The 14,628-nt window shown below is 50.1% G+C and carries 13 protein-coding genes; 4 read left to right on the forward strand and 9 right to left on the reverse strand.

Annotated elements, in window-relative coordinates; translation table 11 throughout:
* Positions 1-23 precede the first annotated feature (23 nt).
* From AB4875_RS11270 to AB4875_RS11285, 4 genes are all read right to left on the reverse strand, one after another.
* Positions 24-494 (reverse strand): hypothetical protein, encoded by a 471-nt coding sequence (locus AB4875_RS11270; protein WP_368376153.1) that lies wholly within the window; start codon positions 492-494, stop codon positions 24-26.
* Positions 495-534: 40 nt separating this feature from the next.
* The gene (gene topA / locus AB4875_RS11275) at positions 535-3,231 is read right to left on the reverse strand and encodes a type I DNA topoisomerase (protein ID WP_368376154.1); all 2,697 of its coding nucleotides are present in this window, start codon (positions 3,229-3,231) and stop codon (positions 535-537) included.
* 117 nt (positions 3,232-3,348) lie between these two features.
* Positions 3,349-3,597, reverse strand: coding sequence for a DUF1653 domain-containing protein (locus AB4875_RS11280; RefSeq protein ID WP_368376155.1), 249 nt, complete (start codon positions 3,595-3,597; stop codon positions 3,349-3,351).
* The gene (locus AB4875_RS11285; RefSeq protein WP_368376156.1) at positions 3,590-4,087 is read right to left on the reverse strand and encodes a hypothetical protein; all 498 of its coding nucleotides are present in this window, start codon (positions 4,085-4,087) and stop codon (positions 3,590-3,592) included. Before AB4875_RS11285 ends, AB4875_RS11280 begins: the two co-directional genes overlap by 8 nt.
* A gap of 85 nt (positions 4,088-4,172) precedes the next feature.
* Between AB4875_RS11285 and AB4875_RS11290 the strand changes: the two genes are divergently transcribed.
* Positions 4,173-4,613, forward strand: coding sequence for a universal stress protein (locus AB4875_RS11290; RefSeq protein WP_368376157.1), 441 nt, complete (start codon positions 4,173-4,175; stop codon positions 4,611-4,613).
* A gap of 7 nt (positions 4,614-4,620) precedes the next feature.
* On the opposite strand, the gene AB4875_RS11295 is transcribed toward AB4875_RS11290, so the two are convergent.
* The gene (locus AB4875_RS11295; RefSeq protein WP_368376158.1) at positions 4,621-6,519 is read right to left on the reverse strand and encodes an ATP-binding cassette domain-containing protein; all 1,899 of its coding nucleotides are present in this window, start codon (positions 6,517-6,519) and stop codon (positions 4,621-4,623) included.
* 102 nt (positions 6,520-6,621) lie between these two features.
* Here AB4875_RS11295 and AB4875_RS11300 point away from each other — a divergent pair, with 102 nt between their 5' ends.
* Positions 6,622-8,559 (forward strand): transglycosylase SLT domain-containing protein, encoded by a 1,938-nt coding sequence (locus tag AB4875_RS11300; protein ID WP_368376159.1) that lies wholly within the window; start codon positions 6,622-6,624, stop codon positions 8,557-8,559.
* A gap of 51 nt (positions 8,560-8,610) precedes the next feature.
* Here the strand turns inward: AB4875_RS11300 and AB4875_RS11305 are convergent, their stop codons facing one another.
* The 3 genes from AB4875_RS11305 to AB4875_RS11315 all read right to left on the reverse strand — a co-directional run bounded on the left by AB4875_RS11305 (position 8,611) and on the right by AB4875_RS11315 (position 11,251).
* Positions 8,611-9,411 carry an MOSC domain-containing protein gene (locus AB4875_RS11305; protein WP_368376160.1) on the reverse strand — a complete coding sequence of 267 codons (801 nt, stop codon included), beginning with the start codon at positions 9,409-9,411 and terminating at the stop codon, positions 8,611-8,613.
* A gap of 6 nt (positions 9,412-9,417) precedes the next feature.
* Positions 9,418-9,663 carry a glutaredoxin family protein gene (locus tag AB4875_RS11310; RefSeq protein WP_368376161.1) on the reverse strand — a complete coding sequence of 82 codons (246 nt, stop codon included), beginning with the start codon at positions 9,661-9,663 and terminating at the stop codon, positions 9,418-9,420.
* Positions 9,664-9,994: 331 nt separating this feature from the next.
* Complete coding sequence (locus tag AB4875_RS11315; protein WP_368377078.1) at positions 9,995-11,251, reverse strand: ammonium transporter; 1,257 nt, start codon at positions 11,249-11,251, stop codon at positions 9,995-9,997.
* Positions 11,252-11,719: 468 nt separating this feature from the next.
* Here AB4875_RS11315 and AB4875_RS11320 point away from each other — a divergent pair, with 468 nt between their 5' ends.
* Both AB4875_RS11320 and AB4875_RS11325 read left to right on the forward strand, forming a co-directional pair.
* Complete coding sequence (locus tag AB4875_RS11320) at positions 11,720-12,637, forward strand: IclR family transcriptional regulator (protein ID WP_368376162.1); 918 nt, start codon at positions 11,720-11,722, stop codon at positions 12,635-12,637.
* A gap of 14 nt (positions 12,638-12,651) precedes the next feature.
* On the forward strand, positions 12,652-13,422 hold the full coding sequence (locus tag AB4875_RS11325; RefSeq protein ID WP_368376163.1) for a TrmH family RNA methyltransferase: 771 nt from the start codon (positions 12,652-12,654) through the stop codon (positions 13,420-13,422).
* A 29-nt stretch (positions 13,423-13,451) separates the two neighbouring features.
* On the opposite strand, the gene AB4875_RS11330 is transcribed toward AB4875_RS11325, so the two are convergent.
* Positions 13,452-14,627: a vWA domain-containing protein gene (locus AB4875_RS11330; RefSeq protein WP_368376164.1), complete on the reverse strand. Its 1,176-nt coding sequence runs from the start codon at positions 14,625-14,627 to the stop codon at positions 13,452-13,454.
* Position 14,628 lies beyond the last annotated feature (1 nt).

A 14,628-nucleotide genomic window follows, 5' to 3' on the forward strand; every position in this document is an offset into this window, starting at 1 on the left:
CCGCCCAGCCTCACGCCAACCCATCAATATTCCATTAAGGTGGCGCGGTGACGGGCAATCAAAGACTTCAATTCAGTAAGGCATTCCGCAAAATCCACATTAACTCGCCCGGTACCGCTTGCATCACTAGCAATGACCCCAGCGGGTGATGCAGAGGTGGTCTGTAAAAACGGATAATCAACGATGGATTTAAGCCAACCCGTATAGGTTTCTCTATCAGCCAGTTCTATTATCTCTGGCGGCAAGTCCTGCCCCGCAAAAGAAGCCGCTTTAAACACGCCCTGCGGAACCGCTAAGCCAAACTTGGGCTGCTGATCAACTAGGTCGGCTAAGTGACTCTGATAGGCCAACAATAGCTGCCAAACAAGGGACTCTGACGCCGCTCTATGAAAGTGACCACCCCACTCCGCAGTGTCTGTCTTTTGCAGCTGACTTAGATATTGCTCGGCAAAGTAAACGTGCAAATTACACTGCCCACGAAAGCTTTCTTTCATACAAACTCCAGCGGGCTGCCGCTATCTCGCATCATCTCGATTATTTTGCTGGTTTAGCTTTTGGGGCTGCTTTCTTTGCCACTTTCTTAACAGGTTTCTTAGCCGCTTTTGCGCGCACTACCCACTTACCGTTTTCAAAGAAGGCTGACCAACCGGAGGGCTTACCATCTACTTCGGTTTGCACATATTGTTCTTTGGTCTTGCGGCTATAACGAATCACGCTGTCGCGGCCTTCTTTATCCTTAACTGGCGCATCAAAAAGAAAGGCGTACTTCTCATCGATCTCCGCACGATGCGGTAAAATTTCTTTCACCAGCGGCGCACGAGTTTCCCGGTTACGCGGAAAACCGCTGGCGGCAAGGAACAGTCCGGCCGCGCCATCACGTAAAATATAATGGTCGTCGACTTTCTCGCATTTCAGCTCAGGCATGGGAACCGGGTCCATTTTTGGTGGCGCGGCCTCCCCACTGCGAAGCAATTTACGAGTGTTTTTACACTCCTCACCAGTGCAACCAAAGTACTTACCAAAGCGCCCGGTTTTCAACTGCATATCTAAGCCGCACTTATCGCACTCAATAAGCGGACCTTCGTAGCCCTTAACCTTAAAGCTACCTTCTTCAATTTCATGGCCAGAGCAATCGGGGTTATTACCGCAAATATGGAGCTTGCGTGACGCGTCAATAACGTAGCTGTCCATTGCGGTATTACACAATTTGCAGCGCTTTTTAGTCAGCAAGAGCTTCGATTCGGCTTCGTCATCCTCGTTGTCAATACTGACAAAATCATCAGCAGACACCAAGTTTATGGTCTGTTTGCAGCGCTCTTTAGGCGGCAGCGCATAACCGGAACATCCCAAAAACACCCCGGTACTGGCGGTTCGAATTTGCATGTCACGGCCGCAATTTGGACAAGGTATATCAGTGCCAGTGGGTGCGTTTTGACGCATCCCCTCTTCACTCGCCCCTGCTGCCTCTAAGGTTTTGCGGAAATCAACGTAAAACTCGTTTAGCAGTATTTTCCAATTCTTATCGCCTGAGGCGACGGCGTCGAGCAGCTCTTCCATACGCGCGGTGAAGCTATAATCCAAGAGATTGCTAAAGCTCTCAACCAGACGATCAGTAACGATATCGCCCATTTTTTCAGCGTAGAAACGTCTATTTTCAACTTTAACGTAACCACGATCCTGAATGGTTGAAATAATGGAAGCGTAAGTAGATGGTCGTCCAATACCGCGTTTTTCTAATTCTTTCACCAAGGCGGCTTCTGAATAACGCGGCGAAGGTTTGGTAAAGTGCTGACTAGGGTCTACTTTTAACAAATCTAGACGTTCGCCCACTTTGACATCGGGTAGCTCTTGGTCGTCTTCTTTCTTGGCAACACCTGGCGGCTGTACTTTCATAAAACCATCGAAGCGCACTACCCGGCCGCGGGTGCGGAGCTCAAAAACCCCTGAGGTGACGGTGATTGACGTGCTAGTAAAATCAGCAGACGCCATCTGGCAGGCCAGAAATTGACGCCAAATCAATGTATATAAGCGCTCTGCATCACGCTCCATACCCGCCAATTGGCTTGGTTCAACCGTCACGTCCGAAGGGCGGATCGCTTCATGCGCCTCCTGCGCGCCCTCTTTACTCGAATATGAGCGCGGCGATTCCGGCAAATAGCTTTTTGCAAAATTTGATGAAATATATTCTCGACACGCGGTCACCGCGTCTGCACTCAAGTTGGTTGAGTCAGTACGCATATAGGTGATGTAACCGGCCTCATAAAGCCGCTGAGCCATCATCATGGTCTTTTTGACCCCAAAGCCAAGCCTAGTACTGGCAGCCTGCTGTAGCGTAGAGGTGATGTATGGCGCGCCGGGATGGCTCTTAGTCGGTTTATCCTCACGGGCACTGACTTTGAACTCCCCCCCCTTTAATGCTGACGCCGCGGCCATGGCGTCGGTTTCGTTATCGGGCCGAAAATTCTCGCCGGCCTGCTTCTTCACTTCTAGACGCAATTTTCCCGACGCGGATTCATTGTCAGTATGAATCTGCCAATATTCGTCGGGTATAAAAGCCCTGATTTCCTTTTCGCGATCCACAACCAAGCGCACCGCAACCGATTGTACGCGCCCAGCGGAAAGCCCCCGTGCGACTTTTGCCCACAGCAGCGGCGACACCATATAGCCGACCACACGGTCTAGAAAACGTCTAGCCTGCTGGGCGTTAACCCGGTCGATATCGAGCTCGGTGGGCTTTTCAAATGCAGCTTTAATCGCTTTTTTGGTGATCTCATTAAAGACCACTCGCTTGTAACGACTATCGTCGCCACCAATGGCTTCGCGTAAATGCCATGCGATAGCTTCTCCCTCGCGATCCAAATCCGTTGCGAGGTAAATGGTGTCGGCGTTTTCAGCAAGCTTTTTGAGCTCGTTAACAACCTTTTCCTTACCAGGCAATATTTCGTAGCGCGCCTTCCAGTCGTTATCTGGGTCTATACCCATACGCCCGACCAACTGTTCGCGGGCCTTGGTCTTTTTATGAATTTCTTTTTCTTCTGGGGACATTTTGCGGGTCAGCGCCGCCGCCTTTGCACGCTGCTTAGCGTCAACCGGCGTGGCTTTACTGCTACCGCTCGTCGGTAAATCGCGGATATGGCCAATACTGGACTTAACGATAAAGTCGTTGCCCAGATACTTGTTAATGGTCTTCGCCTTCGCTGGCGACTCCACAATAACTAAAGATTTGCCCATATTATCCTTCTGCAATTATATAAAAAATGTGACGCCTTAACGGCGAGAGGCGACATATATAAGTGTTCATTTCCTCAGGGTCAAGGGCGACGTGCCATCGCGACCCACACCAATCAGCTACAAACTCGACCCATCAGCAGGGCTAACAAACTCAAATCTCGCCCGAGATTCCCCTTCAAATTCAATAACTTCGACAAACATTGCCAGCGGCCTGACCCAGAGGGCAGCCTCGCCATATAACGGTCGATAAACAACAACTAATTCTTCGGTCTCGCTGTGAGTCGCGACCTCATAAACATAGTATTCACCACCTTTGTAGTGGCGGTAGCGACCCGGCACGAGGCTTTCCTGAGGTGTCTTAACCATCTACTTTACTCACTTCGTCTTCAAGGCGTCCTTCCGCGATAATCGCATTGAGACATTCAGCAATGCTTGTTACCACATCCACATCAGCATGAATCTCCCGCCAGTAAACATTGAGGCCTAGCGGGGTTAATTCAAGCATACTTGCGTCTCTCGGCAACATCTGGCGACATTTTTCAATGATCTCGACCATCGCCCCATCGAGCACAACGGCGTCATCATCGCCATCAGGCACATCAATTAACCAATACTTCCAGCCTGCCAGCGGTCTTTTATTGTGTAAGACCCGGGTGTAACACACCCCAAACATATCCTCTTCACGGCGGACTTTAGCACGCCGAGTTTTGGGCATAGCAACCACTTTTACCGACAAGCCCAAAGTGCGCGCCAGGGCGCGTATTTCAGCCTGCTGCGACTGGCGCCTCGAAGGCAATATCCACATAACAGGTGCCAGCATAAACCCGATAACGACAACTCCTATTAACCAACCCATTAGTCGCTCCCTTGAGTTCACTGGACAGATGGCGAGCTTTATACCTTAATAGCAAGGTATAAAGCGAACACAACAGGGGAATAATGTGCCAAATTATAAACGCATACTTGCCGCGATAGACCTATCTGACGAGACCGAAGCGGTACTAGACCGAGCGGTTGCAGTAGCCTCAAGTGACAAGGCGGAGTTGCATCTAGTACACGTGGTAGAGCCATTGAATTTAGCGTACGGCGGCGATATACCCATGGATTTTTCCAGCGTCCAAGAGCAGTTGCAAACTCAAGCTGAAGAGGCGCTCTACAAATATGCTAAACACGCCAACATCCCCACGGAACGCTGCCACCTTTTAAGTGGCCGCCCCGACTCTCAGCTGCATGAACTTAGTGAGACCCTAAACGCCGACCTCATCATCGTTGGCAGCCACGGCCGCAAGGGTCTCGCACTAATACTGGGCTCAACCGCTAACGGCGTGCTGCACGGCGCCACCTGCGATGTATTAGCCGTGCGGGTGGGGCAAAGCAAGTAAGCCGACGCTACTCAGCCAACTCCATCCAGCGCGCCATGCACTCATCGAGCTCGAGCTGCACGTTGCTAAGCTGATCTAGAGTCTCCGTCACTTTAAGAGCGTCCTGCTGATAAAAAGCAGGGTCGCCCGTGACTTCTCCGAGCTTGGCAATTTTCGTTTCTAGCTTTTCTATCATTGCCGGCAGGCCGTCTAGCTCACGCTGATCTTTATAGCTGAGTTTGCGGACTTTAGCTGCCGGTGCTGCCGAAGTGGTATTGCTAGACGCCACCGGCGCAGTGTTTTTGCTTGCAGCGGCCGACTTTTCTTGAACAGCGCGACGCGCCACATAATTTGACACCTCAGTATAGCCACCGACATGCTCACTGATCTGACCGTTACCTTCAAATAACAGGCAGCTACTCGCAACACTGTCAACAAAGGAGCGATCATGGCTAACTAACAAGACCGTGCCGCTAAACTCTACCAATAAACTCTCAAGTAATTCGAGGGTCTCCATATCCAAATCATTGGTCGGTTCATCCATCACCAGTACGTTCGCTGGCTGACTAAACAGACAGGCGAGTTGCACTCGCGCACGCTCGCCACCAGACAAAACGCCAAAGTGGCTGCGCGCGCGTTCAGGGCTAAACAAAAAATCCCCAAGATAGCTCATAATGTGACGATCTTTACCGTTGATCGTTACCGAGTCTCGGCCCTGACCAACAATATCGACAACGCGCTTATCTTCGTCTAAACGGTCGCGCAGCTGATCAAAGTAGGCAACCTGCAATTTGGTACCGGCTTTTACGGTACCCGACTTGGGCTGAAGCTCGCCCAGTATTAGGCGCAGCAAGGTGGTCTTACCCGCACCATTCGGGCCGATAAGCGCCAGTTTGTCGCCGCGGCAAACCAATAGCGAAAGATTGTCGACCAGCAACTTACCTGGCACGTCAAAGGTCACATCCGTCAATTCAGCAACCACTTTGCCGGTTTTATCACCCACATTCACACTGAGATTCGCGGAGCCGCTGGTAACCCGTCGCTGCGAACGCTCATTGCGCATTCTTTCCAGAGCGCGAACACGACCTTCATTACGCGTGCGGCGCGCCTTAATCCCCTGCCGAACCCACACTTCCTCTTGCGCTAAACGCTTATCAAATAGCGCATTTTGCTCAGCTTCAACTTCAAGCGCATGCTCCTTCAGCTCAAGATAACGAATGTAGTTGGTATCGTAATTAGTCAGTATTCCGCGATCTAACTCAATAATACGCGTAGCCAGCTTTTCAATTAGCGCCCGGTCATGGGTCACAAAAAGCACACAGCCTTGAAATGACATAACGCACTGTTCTAACCACAAAATGCCATCCAAATCTAAATGGTTGGTCGGCTCGTCAAGCAACAAAATATCCGGCTCGCCGACTAAGGCTCGCGCCAAGGCAACCCGGCGACGCCAACCACCCGACAAGCTAACCACCGTGGCATCGGCATCGAGCTCTAGGCGAGTTAAAATATTGTCGATGCGTTGCTGGAACATCCAGCCGTCATTAACTTCTATCTCGCGCTGCAGTTTTTCCAGTTCCTTTAACTCACTGTCACCCATCTCGCCGTGAATCAGCTCGTGGTATCGACTCAGAACTTTGCCCAAGCCCGCCAGCCCATCAGCAACGACGTCATAAATAGTCTGCTCTGGCGACGCAAAATCTAAGGTTTGCTCCATGCGAGCAATTTTTACTCCGGGTTGCCGCCAAATTTCGCCCGAATCGACGGTGGTATTGCCATCGACAATACGCAGCAATGTTGACTTACCACAGCCATTACGACCCAATAAGCAAACGCGATCGCCAGCTTCTAATTGCAATTCTGCGTTATCCAGCACAATCTGTTGTCCAATACTGTGCTGTAATTGTTTGGCACGTAACAAAGGCATATATTTGATCCAGTGTGTAAGCAGCTTTGCGCTGCCTATTCTCAAGGGTTGATAACTACGCTACTTTAGGTAATTCACGATGATTTTTAAGGCCGCAGGGAAATGAAACGCCTCTTTTTACTTTTCGTCATACTCACTACCCCAGCAATACACGCGCTTGCCGATACTAGCCTCGACGAAAGCCGGGGATTATACCGCGAAGCTATGGATGAAATCAGCCGCGGTCGTCTTAACAATGCTGAAAAGCTGGCTCCCAAGCTAAATAACTACCCGCTACTGCCCTATTTAGAACTTGAGTTACTAAAAGCTCAGATCAATAACGTGTCGGCCCAGACCATCGACGTCTACCTTCAACAGTACGGCAGCACTATTGTTGGCCAGCGCATTCGGATTTCATGGCTAAATAAATTGCGGCGCAGCAACGACTGGCCGCAGTTTGTGCGCTATTACCAAAAGAACTCCTCCGCTGCCACCAGTTGCGATTATGCTTATGCACTCAGACAAATTGGCGATCATCCCAAAGCCGATGCAGCAATTGCTGAGCTGTGGAAAACCCCCTTCTCGCTTCCCAAGCAGTGCGATACGCCAATCAAACAGTGGATGGCTCGCCTCAACAGCAATGAAATAGAAGAGCAATACTGGCTGCGAACCCAACTAGCTTTAAAGAAAGGCCAGACCGACATGGCGCGCTACCTGATGGGCAAGATAAGTAATGCTGATCAGTATCTCGAGTTATTAAACCGCCCCAGCCGCCTTCATCAAATTGGTATGAGCCTGCCTGTTAATGAACGCAGTCAAGACGTTGCCGTACACACCTTGAAGCGTCTAGCAAAAGGAGACTTTGAACGCACCAACACCTTGTGGCACCAACTTGACCGCCACCTCGGCTTCACCCCAGCTCAAAATTATGGATTGCGCGATAGTTTAGCGAGACAAACTATTGCCAGCGATGCCAACTACACTCGCGACTGGGTTATGGCCAACGACCCCAACTACGAAGATCCTTATCTTACCGAGTGGCGCGTACGCTTGGCTCTAAAAGATGGCGATTGGACAGCGGTACAGCAAATCATTCAATTTCTGCCCCCAGAAAAACGTGAAGAAGCAGATTGGCGCTATTGGTGGGCAAGAGCTGACATCGAATTAAAAGGCGAACTCAGCGTTAGCACTCAGCTAATTCTCCAGCAGTTGGCCGCTCAGCGCGGCTACTACAGCTTTATGGCCGCGGACATTCTTAATGAAGACTACCAACTAGAATCTACTCGCACCTTAGACCCCGCTCTTATTGCCGAGATTGAACAGCACGACGCGATTATTCGCGCTCGTGAACTCTACTTACTGGGCGAACACTTTACTGCCAGCTTAGAGTGGATTTATGCGATGCGCAGCCTAAACAAGCCAGAACAAGTCGCTGCCGCCCAACTCGCACTAAACTGGGGGTGGTCACACCAATCGATCATGACCGCGATTCGGGCCGGGGAATGGGACGATTTAACTCTGCGCTTTCCTACGCCTTATAAAGATACTTTTAAAGCCATCGCCAAGCGCGAAAACATTGATCTAAAGTGGATCTACGCTATTGCACGACAGGAGAGCGCATTCTCACCCAGCGCTAACTCACCCGTTGGCGCCCGCGGCATTATGCAGCTGATGCCAGGCACGGCGCGCCTAGTTGCCCGTCAAATGGGTATCCCTAAGCCGCGAACGGAAGACTTGGTGACACCGGAGAAAAATATCGCAATGGGTGGCTTTTACCTCGGCCAGCTTTTAGAGCAGTTTAGCGGCAACCGCATACTGGCGACCGCAGCATATAATGCCGGCCCCTCTCGCGTAGAGAGGGTACTTCTGCGCCAAACAGGTGAGCTTCCCGCCGACATCTGGATCGAAAACCTGCCCTACGGTGAGACCCGTGAATACATTAAGAATGTGCTGGCATTTAGCGTGATTTATGCTGATAAACTCAAGTTGGATAGACCATTACTCGCCAGTCATGAGCGCAAGATTGCCCCAAGTAATACGGTAACCGCGCAAAAAGACTAATAGTAATAAATGACGGGGGCTGACATATCAGTCATTCGGGCGTGCAAGGGTTTACTCCAGTATCTCGACCCTTTGGCCCACCGCAAGCTCGCCTTCACCGCAATGAACGAGGTTCTGGCCAAAATAGACCTCGCCATTGCGACCACGCTCTGACCTTAACATCTTAAATACATCTGCTTCACGGGCGCCGCTGTCCAAATTAATCGTTGGTATTACGCAGCGCGCGCAGGGCTTCACTACATCAAATTCAATGTTAGCAATACGAATGCGCCGCCAGGCATCCTCGGCAAAGGGAACAGCTCCTGACACAACAATATTGGGGCGGAAACGCCGCATATCCAAACCGCGCCCCAAGGCATCACTCAAGGCCGCCAGCGAAGATTCACTACAAAGTAAAAAAGGAAACCCATCGGCAAAGCTTACACGCCTTCCCAGTAACGCAAACTGCGGATCAACTTGCCGATGAGTGGTTTCTGGCATGAAGCACAGCCGCAGGTCGCGCCCCAGGAACTCACTCAACCATTCAGCAACTTCATCGCCAGCATCTATCGCCTCAGGAGTATCGGACCACACTGCAACAAGATACCGATCTGTACCGCTGGGCTCAGGAACCTCAAAGAACAAGGATTCGTCATCCAAAGACTGGAGACGTAATCCTGACTCTGTGAGTGATGCGGCCAATCTGCACATCGTCGGCAGCTGACGCTGGGTCAGAAACCGTCTCTGGCTATCTACCACCATCCAGCGCCTGTCTAAATCTGGGCCCCAGCTATTCACTCTCATAAGCGGCAGGGACACCCCAGCCATAGATTTAAGCGGATATCGCCACAGTGATGACACGTGCAAATCCATTATCGATCACTCCTCCGCTAGAAATTGACGAACACTGGCGGCATCAAAGGGCCAAGCCAACTCTCGGCCATCGACCACCCGCCTTAGCAGCGGAATTTTTAAGGCGTAGCGTTCGAGGCTAGCGTCATTGTCAGCGATATCTATTAGCTCGATTCGCCAGGTGTCTTCCTGCACTAGCAACGTTGCCAGCATGGCCTCTGCCACCTCGCAAAGATGACAGGCCGATGTTCCATATAACTCTAGCTCCTGCATAGTTGCTCCAAACAGCCATTTCTATAAAGCGTAAAAGTGTCGGACTACGCGGTCCATTGCAAGAATAATTTCAAGAAATAAATTTAAGAAAGCACGAAATCGAGAATAAACTTCTCGAGACAAAATTTCACAAAAAAGATAACTAAACTTTGAACGAAAGACTTACTGGAAACCATCCGGGCCATAGAATAATGGCTTTATAAAAGAACCAGCTCCGCAAAAAGGTACTTCGCGAGGTATTAGGAAAACTGAGGAAATCAAATCACGAAACCAGAATTTAATAAATTATCTACCATTCCGCCAAAGCGGAATGGTAGATAATAGCAGGACGCTACAAGTCGTAGCCCACCTCATTGTGGCAAGTAATATCTAGGCCTTGCGCTTCTTCGTCAGCACTAACGCGCAAACCAATTAGCTTGTCGATAACAAAAAACAGTATTCCACTCACGACCGCAGTATATGCAAAGGTGGCAGCAATCCCGATTAGCTGCACCTTAAGCTGCGCTGCAATCGTGACGCCCTCTGCCAAGCCTTGACCGCTGAATATACCCAGCTCACTGCTGGCGAAAATACCAGCCAAAAACGTGCCTAAAATACCACCGACGCCATGAACCGGAAAGACATCGAGCGAGTCATCAATTTTGATAACCTGTTTAAGCCATAAGGTGCAATAGAAACATACAAACCCAGCGCTCAAACCAATCACCATGGCGCCGGCTGGGCCAACATAACCCGAAGCCGGAGTAATTGTACCCAAACCTGCAACCATGCCCGTCACCGCGCCCAAGGCACTGGGCTTACCGTAACGGACCCATTCAATAAACGACCACGTTAGGCAGCCCGCCGCTGCCGACAGGTGAGTGACTAGCATTGCCATACCGGCATTGCCATCAGCGGCAAGCGCGCTACCGGCATTGAAGCCAAACCAACCGACCCAAAGCATACCTGCACCGATAAAAGTCATGGTCAAATTATGCGGTGGCAATGCCATTTGCCCAAAACCCTGACGCTTGCCAAGCACTATCGCCGCCACGAGAGCGGCAACACCAGCAGTAATATGAACCACTGTACCACCGGCAAAATCTAAGAGGCCCATTTCTGCGAGCCAACCGCCGCCCCAAACCCAGTGGGTTACCGGCGCATACACTGCGAGCAACCACAGCGCCGAAAATGCCATAACTGCTGAAAAACGGATACGCTCAGCAAAACCACCGATAACCAGCGCAGGAGTGATGATGGCAAACGTCATCTGAAACATAATAAATACTGTTTCAGGAATATCCCCACTCATACTTTCCTCGCCGACACCCGCTAAAAACGCTTTGGTTAGACCGCCGACGAAAGCCGTGCCCTCAGAGAAGGCCATGCTATATCCCACAGCGACCCAGAGCAGAGAAACCAAACATGTAATACTGAAGCACTGCATCAACACGCTAAGTACGTTTTTACTGCGGACTAAACCGCCGTAGAACAATGCAAGGCCAGGCAGGGTCATAAACAACACCAAGGCCGTCGACGTTAATATCCAAGCCGTGTTGGCGCCATTGATCTCCTCTGAAAATCCCCATTGAGGGGCAACAAGTAACATCAAGGCTGCAGTAAAAGTAAACAACTGCTTTATTTTAATGGTTGCAATCAAAGAGCTTCTCCCAAGAAACGTAAATTCGCACCAACAAAGGTCACAATCCAGGCGTGACGCTCCAAATTCGGGCAAAAATATTAAGATGATAACGCTCAGCGAACTAAGCAGAAATCTAATGAAGTAAATTAATCAACTGATATTTATAGCTTTTACAGCTTATTAAGCCTCCACGCAGGCAACTAAAACCGATATACAGCTCTACAAGCCGTTGCAACAGCAAGAAACCGCACCCAAACAAAGCAATATTCATGCCCACTATTAGTGCCCTTGCACCAAATTGCGGCGCAAGGTGTTAGTAGTCGGGTGATGTAAATAATATTCTGCAAATAAAAGAATCCCAGCTCGTTTTCGATTACTATGCTTTGGGTCCAATATGGACCACCAAAACCTCATGCACATAGGCCGGAGCTGCTTTTGTTTTCCAAACCCACTGCAAGAGCACTCGCTATTCTTGACCTGCTAATGGCTCACCCGCATAAAGCCTTTGGCCTCACGGAATTAACCAGAACCCTCAATCTCAACAAGGCGACCTGCCACGCCATATTAAGCACCATGACGACCTATGGTTTTCTGGTTCAAGACGATCGCCACAAACAGTACCGATTGGGGCCCTCTATTGTTGCTGCAGGCAATGCGGCTTTCGCACAATTTCCGGTACTTGAATACGCGCGGCCAGAATTAGAAAAACTCACTAAAGAGCTCAGTATCGGCTGCGGCGTAATCGGCCGTAGTGCCAAGCATTTAGTGCTGCTGGCAAATTACGGCATCCCCAAACCGCTAGACTTCCCGTTTCAACTCGGTCTTCGCCTTCCAAATGCCGGCCCCTTAGGTGCCGCGTTTATTGCTTGGTCACCAGCAAAAGCCCTTGAGGCATGGTTGCAGAGCGCACAAAAAGCCGACGAGTTTGACGAAAAGCTTGATCAGCGACTGCGAATTGCCGTCATCGGAATACGCGCACGAGGGTTTGAAGTGACCCTCAAAACCCGCGCTGAACAAGAGTTAGAGCTCGCACTGAGCGCAGGCAGGCTAAATTGGAGTTTGGAGCAACAAGCACAATCTACCCAGCGATATCGCGAAGCGCTGTGCAGCGAGGACTATCATTTAAATCGCATTGACGAAGATCGCCAGTACCCCGTTTGCAATATCGCCGTACCAGTATTTGGACGTCACAGCGAACCCGAACTGGTCTTCTCCACTGGCAGTATCGAGACGTCACTGAGTGGCAAGCAAATTATCGAAATAGCTGCTCAACTGCAAAGCGCCGCGAAAAACGTCACGCTAGCTGCGCATTCTGCATTAGGACTTGGTGACACCACCCCACCGTTTCAGTAGGCTAAAAACACACAATGAGTAACCCCGACTACCAAAAACGCAAAGCTTTCTTCGACCAGCTTCTGACCATTTATGGTCGCAAGCCGGTATTGGAGGCATTGCAAGATCCGGCTATGAAGATTTATAAGCTGCACCTTGCAGACAGCAATAAGGAAGATGGAATAGTTCGTGATATTAAAAAAATTGCCCTGCAGCGCAATATTGACGTCGAAATGCACGACCGCAAGGCACTGTCGCGTATTTCTAAAAATGGCAAGCAAGACCAGGGTGTAGCGGCAGACTTACAGCTTACGGCTTACCAACCGAGTTCAGCTATCAGCAAAGACTTGCTGACTAGTAGCAAGCGACGTTATATCGCCCTAGACCGCATCACCAACCCCCAAAACATGGGCATGATCATTCGATCGGTCGCCGCCAGCGGCATAGACGGTTTAATTTTACCGCGCCGGGGTGGCGCGCCACTGAGCGCCTTAGTCATCAAGGCCAGTGCCGGCACTCTGTTTAGAGCGCCATTATTTTACTGCGAAGACTTAGGGCAAGAGTTAGCTCGTATGCAAACCCAAGGCGCGCAGCTCTGCGGCCTATCGTCTCACGCCACCCACTCTGTGTTTGACACTCAACAAGATAGCAGTAGCCAGATTTATATATTGGGCAATGAAACCGACGGTGTAAGTAAAGAAATCGAGGGTTTATGCGACCGGATGCTAAAAATTCCGATGCATAACGGCGTTGAGTCGCTAAACGTAGCCGTCACCGCCGCGTTAATCGCCTTTCTGAGCGTTTAAGCCGCGGGAAAAGCCGGCTGCAAGACCGGCTACTTGGCTAAATAAGCCATCGCCTTTTCAAGACCACCGAGCGTCATGGGGTACATATGTCCTTCCATCTGCTCTTCAACCAGTTTTATTGACTGCGTCCAACTCCAATCCTGTGGCGGCACAGGATTCAGCCATGCCACTTTTTCATAGGTTTCACGCAATCTACGCATCCACATCTCGCCTGACTCTTCATTCCAGTGCTCAACACTGCCACCGGGCTGAACAATCTCATAGGGCGACATTGATGCATCACCTACAAAAATCACTTTATAGTCAGAACTGTATTTATGCAGAACATCGAGCAGTTGAATGCGCTCTGAGTGACGGCGAACATTGTTATCCCACACGGACTCGTAAAGATAGTTGTGAAAATAATAATATTCCATGTGCTTAAACTCGGTTCGCGCTGCAGAAAACAACTCCTCGCACACCTTAATATGCGGGTCCATTGAGCCGCCCACATCAAAGAACAACAACACTTTTACTGCATTGTGGCGCTCAGGCACCATTTTTAAATCTAACATCCCGCCATTTCTGGCGGTTGAAGAGATGGTGTCATTAATATCCAACTCCTCCGCCGCGCCGGTGCGCGCAAACTTCCGCAAGCGACGAAGTGCGACCTTTATGTTCCGGGTCCCGAGCTCTACATTGTCATCAAGATTTTTAAAATCCCGACGCTCCCACACTTTCACCGCTTTCTTATTGGTACTTTCACCGCCGATTCTAATACCTTCTGGATTATAACCACTATGCCCATAAGGCGAGGTCCCACCAGTGCCGATCCATTTATTACCACCGGCATGACGCTCCTTCTGCTCATCAAGACGCTTCTTGAATTCCTCTATGAGCTTGTCTAAACCGCCAAGCGATTCAATTTTTGCTTTCTCTTCGTCGCTTAGCTGCTTTAGAAACTCGCGGCGCAGCCAATCATCTGGAATCATCGCTTCGATGACATCATCCAGGGAGTTTAACTCAGAAAAATAAGCCGCAAATGCCTTGTCAAAACGATCGTAGTATTTTTCATCCTTAACCATACACACGCGCGCAAGCTGATAAAACTCATCAACATTTATAAAGGCCAATCGCGACTCAAGCCCTGCAATCAAATCCAGCAGCTCACGAATCGTCACCGGTATACCGGCGTTTTTTAGTCCGAGAAAAAATTGTACTAACATA

The organism is Zhongshania sp. R06B22, from assembly GCF_040892595.1.
Classification (GTDB): domain Bacteria; phylum Pseudomonadota; class Gammaproteobacteria; order Pseudomonadales; family Spongiibacteraceae; genus Spongiibacter; species Spongiibacter arctica.

Coding starts and splice junctions, on each gene's coding strand:
- AB4875_RS11270 (WP_368376153.1), bottom strand. CDS start 494: ATGAAAGAAAGCTTTCGTGGGCAGTGTAATTTGCACGTTTACTTTGCC.
- AB4875_RS11315 (WP_368377078.1), bottom strand. CDS start 11,251: ATGTTACTTGTTGCCCCTCAATGGGGATTTTCAGAGGAGATCAATGGC.
- topA (WP_368376154.1), bottom strand. CDS start 3,231: ATGGGCAAATCTTTAGTTATTGTGGAGTCGCCAGCGAAGGCGAAGACC.
- AB4875_RS11330 (WP_368376164.1), bottom strand. CDS start 14,627: ATGTTAGTACAATTTTTTCTCGGACTAAAAAACGCCGGTATACCGGTG.
- AB4875_RS11305 (WP_368376160.1), bottom strand. CDS start 9,411: ATGGATTTGCACGTGTCATCACTGTGGCGATATCCGCTTAAATCTATG.
- AB4875_RS11325 (WP_368376163.1), top strand. CDS start 12,652: ATGAGTAACCCCGACTACCAAAAACGCAAAGCTTTCTTCGACCAGCTT.
- AB4875_RS11310 (WP_368376161.1), bottom strand. CDS start 9,663: ATGCAGGAGCTAGAGTTATATGGAACATCGGCCTGTCATCTTTGCGAG.
- AB4875_RS11295 (WP_368376158.1), bottom strand. CDS start 6,519: ATGCCTTTGTTACGTGCCAAACAATTACAGCACAGTATTGGACAACAG.
- AB4875_RS11300 (WP_368376159.1), top strand. CDS start 6,622: ATGAAACGCCTCTTTTTACTTTTCGTCATACTCACTACCCCAGCAATA.
- AB4875_RS11285 (WP_368376156.1), bottom strand. CDS start 4,087: ATGGGTTGGTTAATAGGAGTTGTCGTTATCGGGTTTATGCTGGCACCT.
- AB4875_RS11280 (WP_368376155.1), bottom strand. CDS start 3,597: ATGGTTAAGACACCTCAGGAAAGCCTCGTGCCGGGTCGCTACCGCCAC.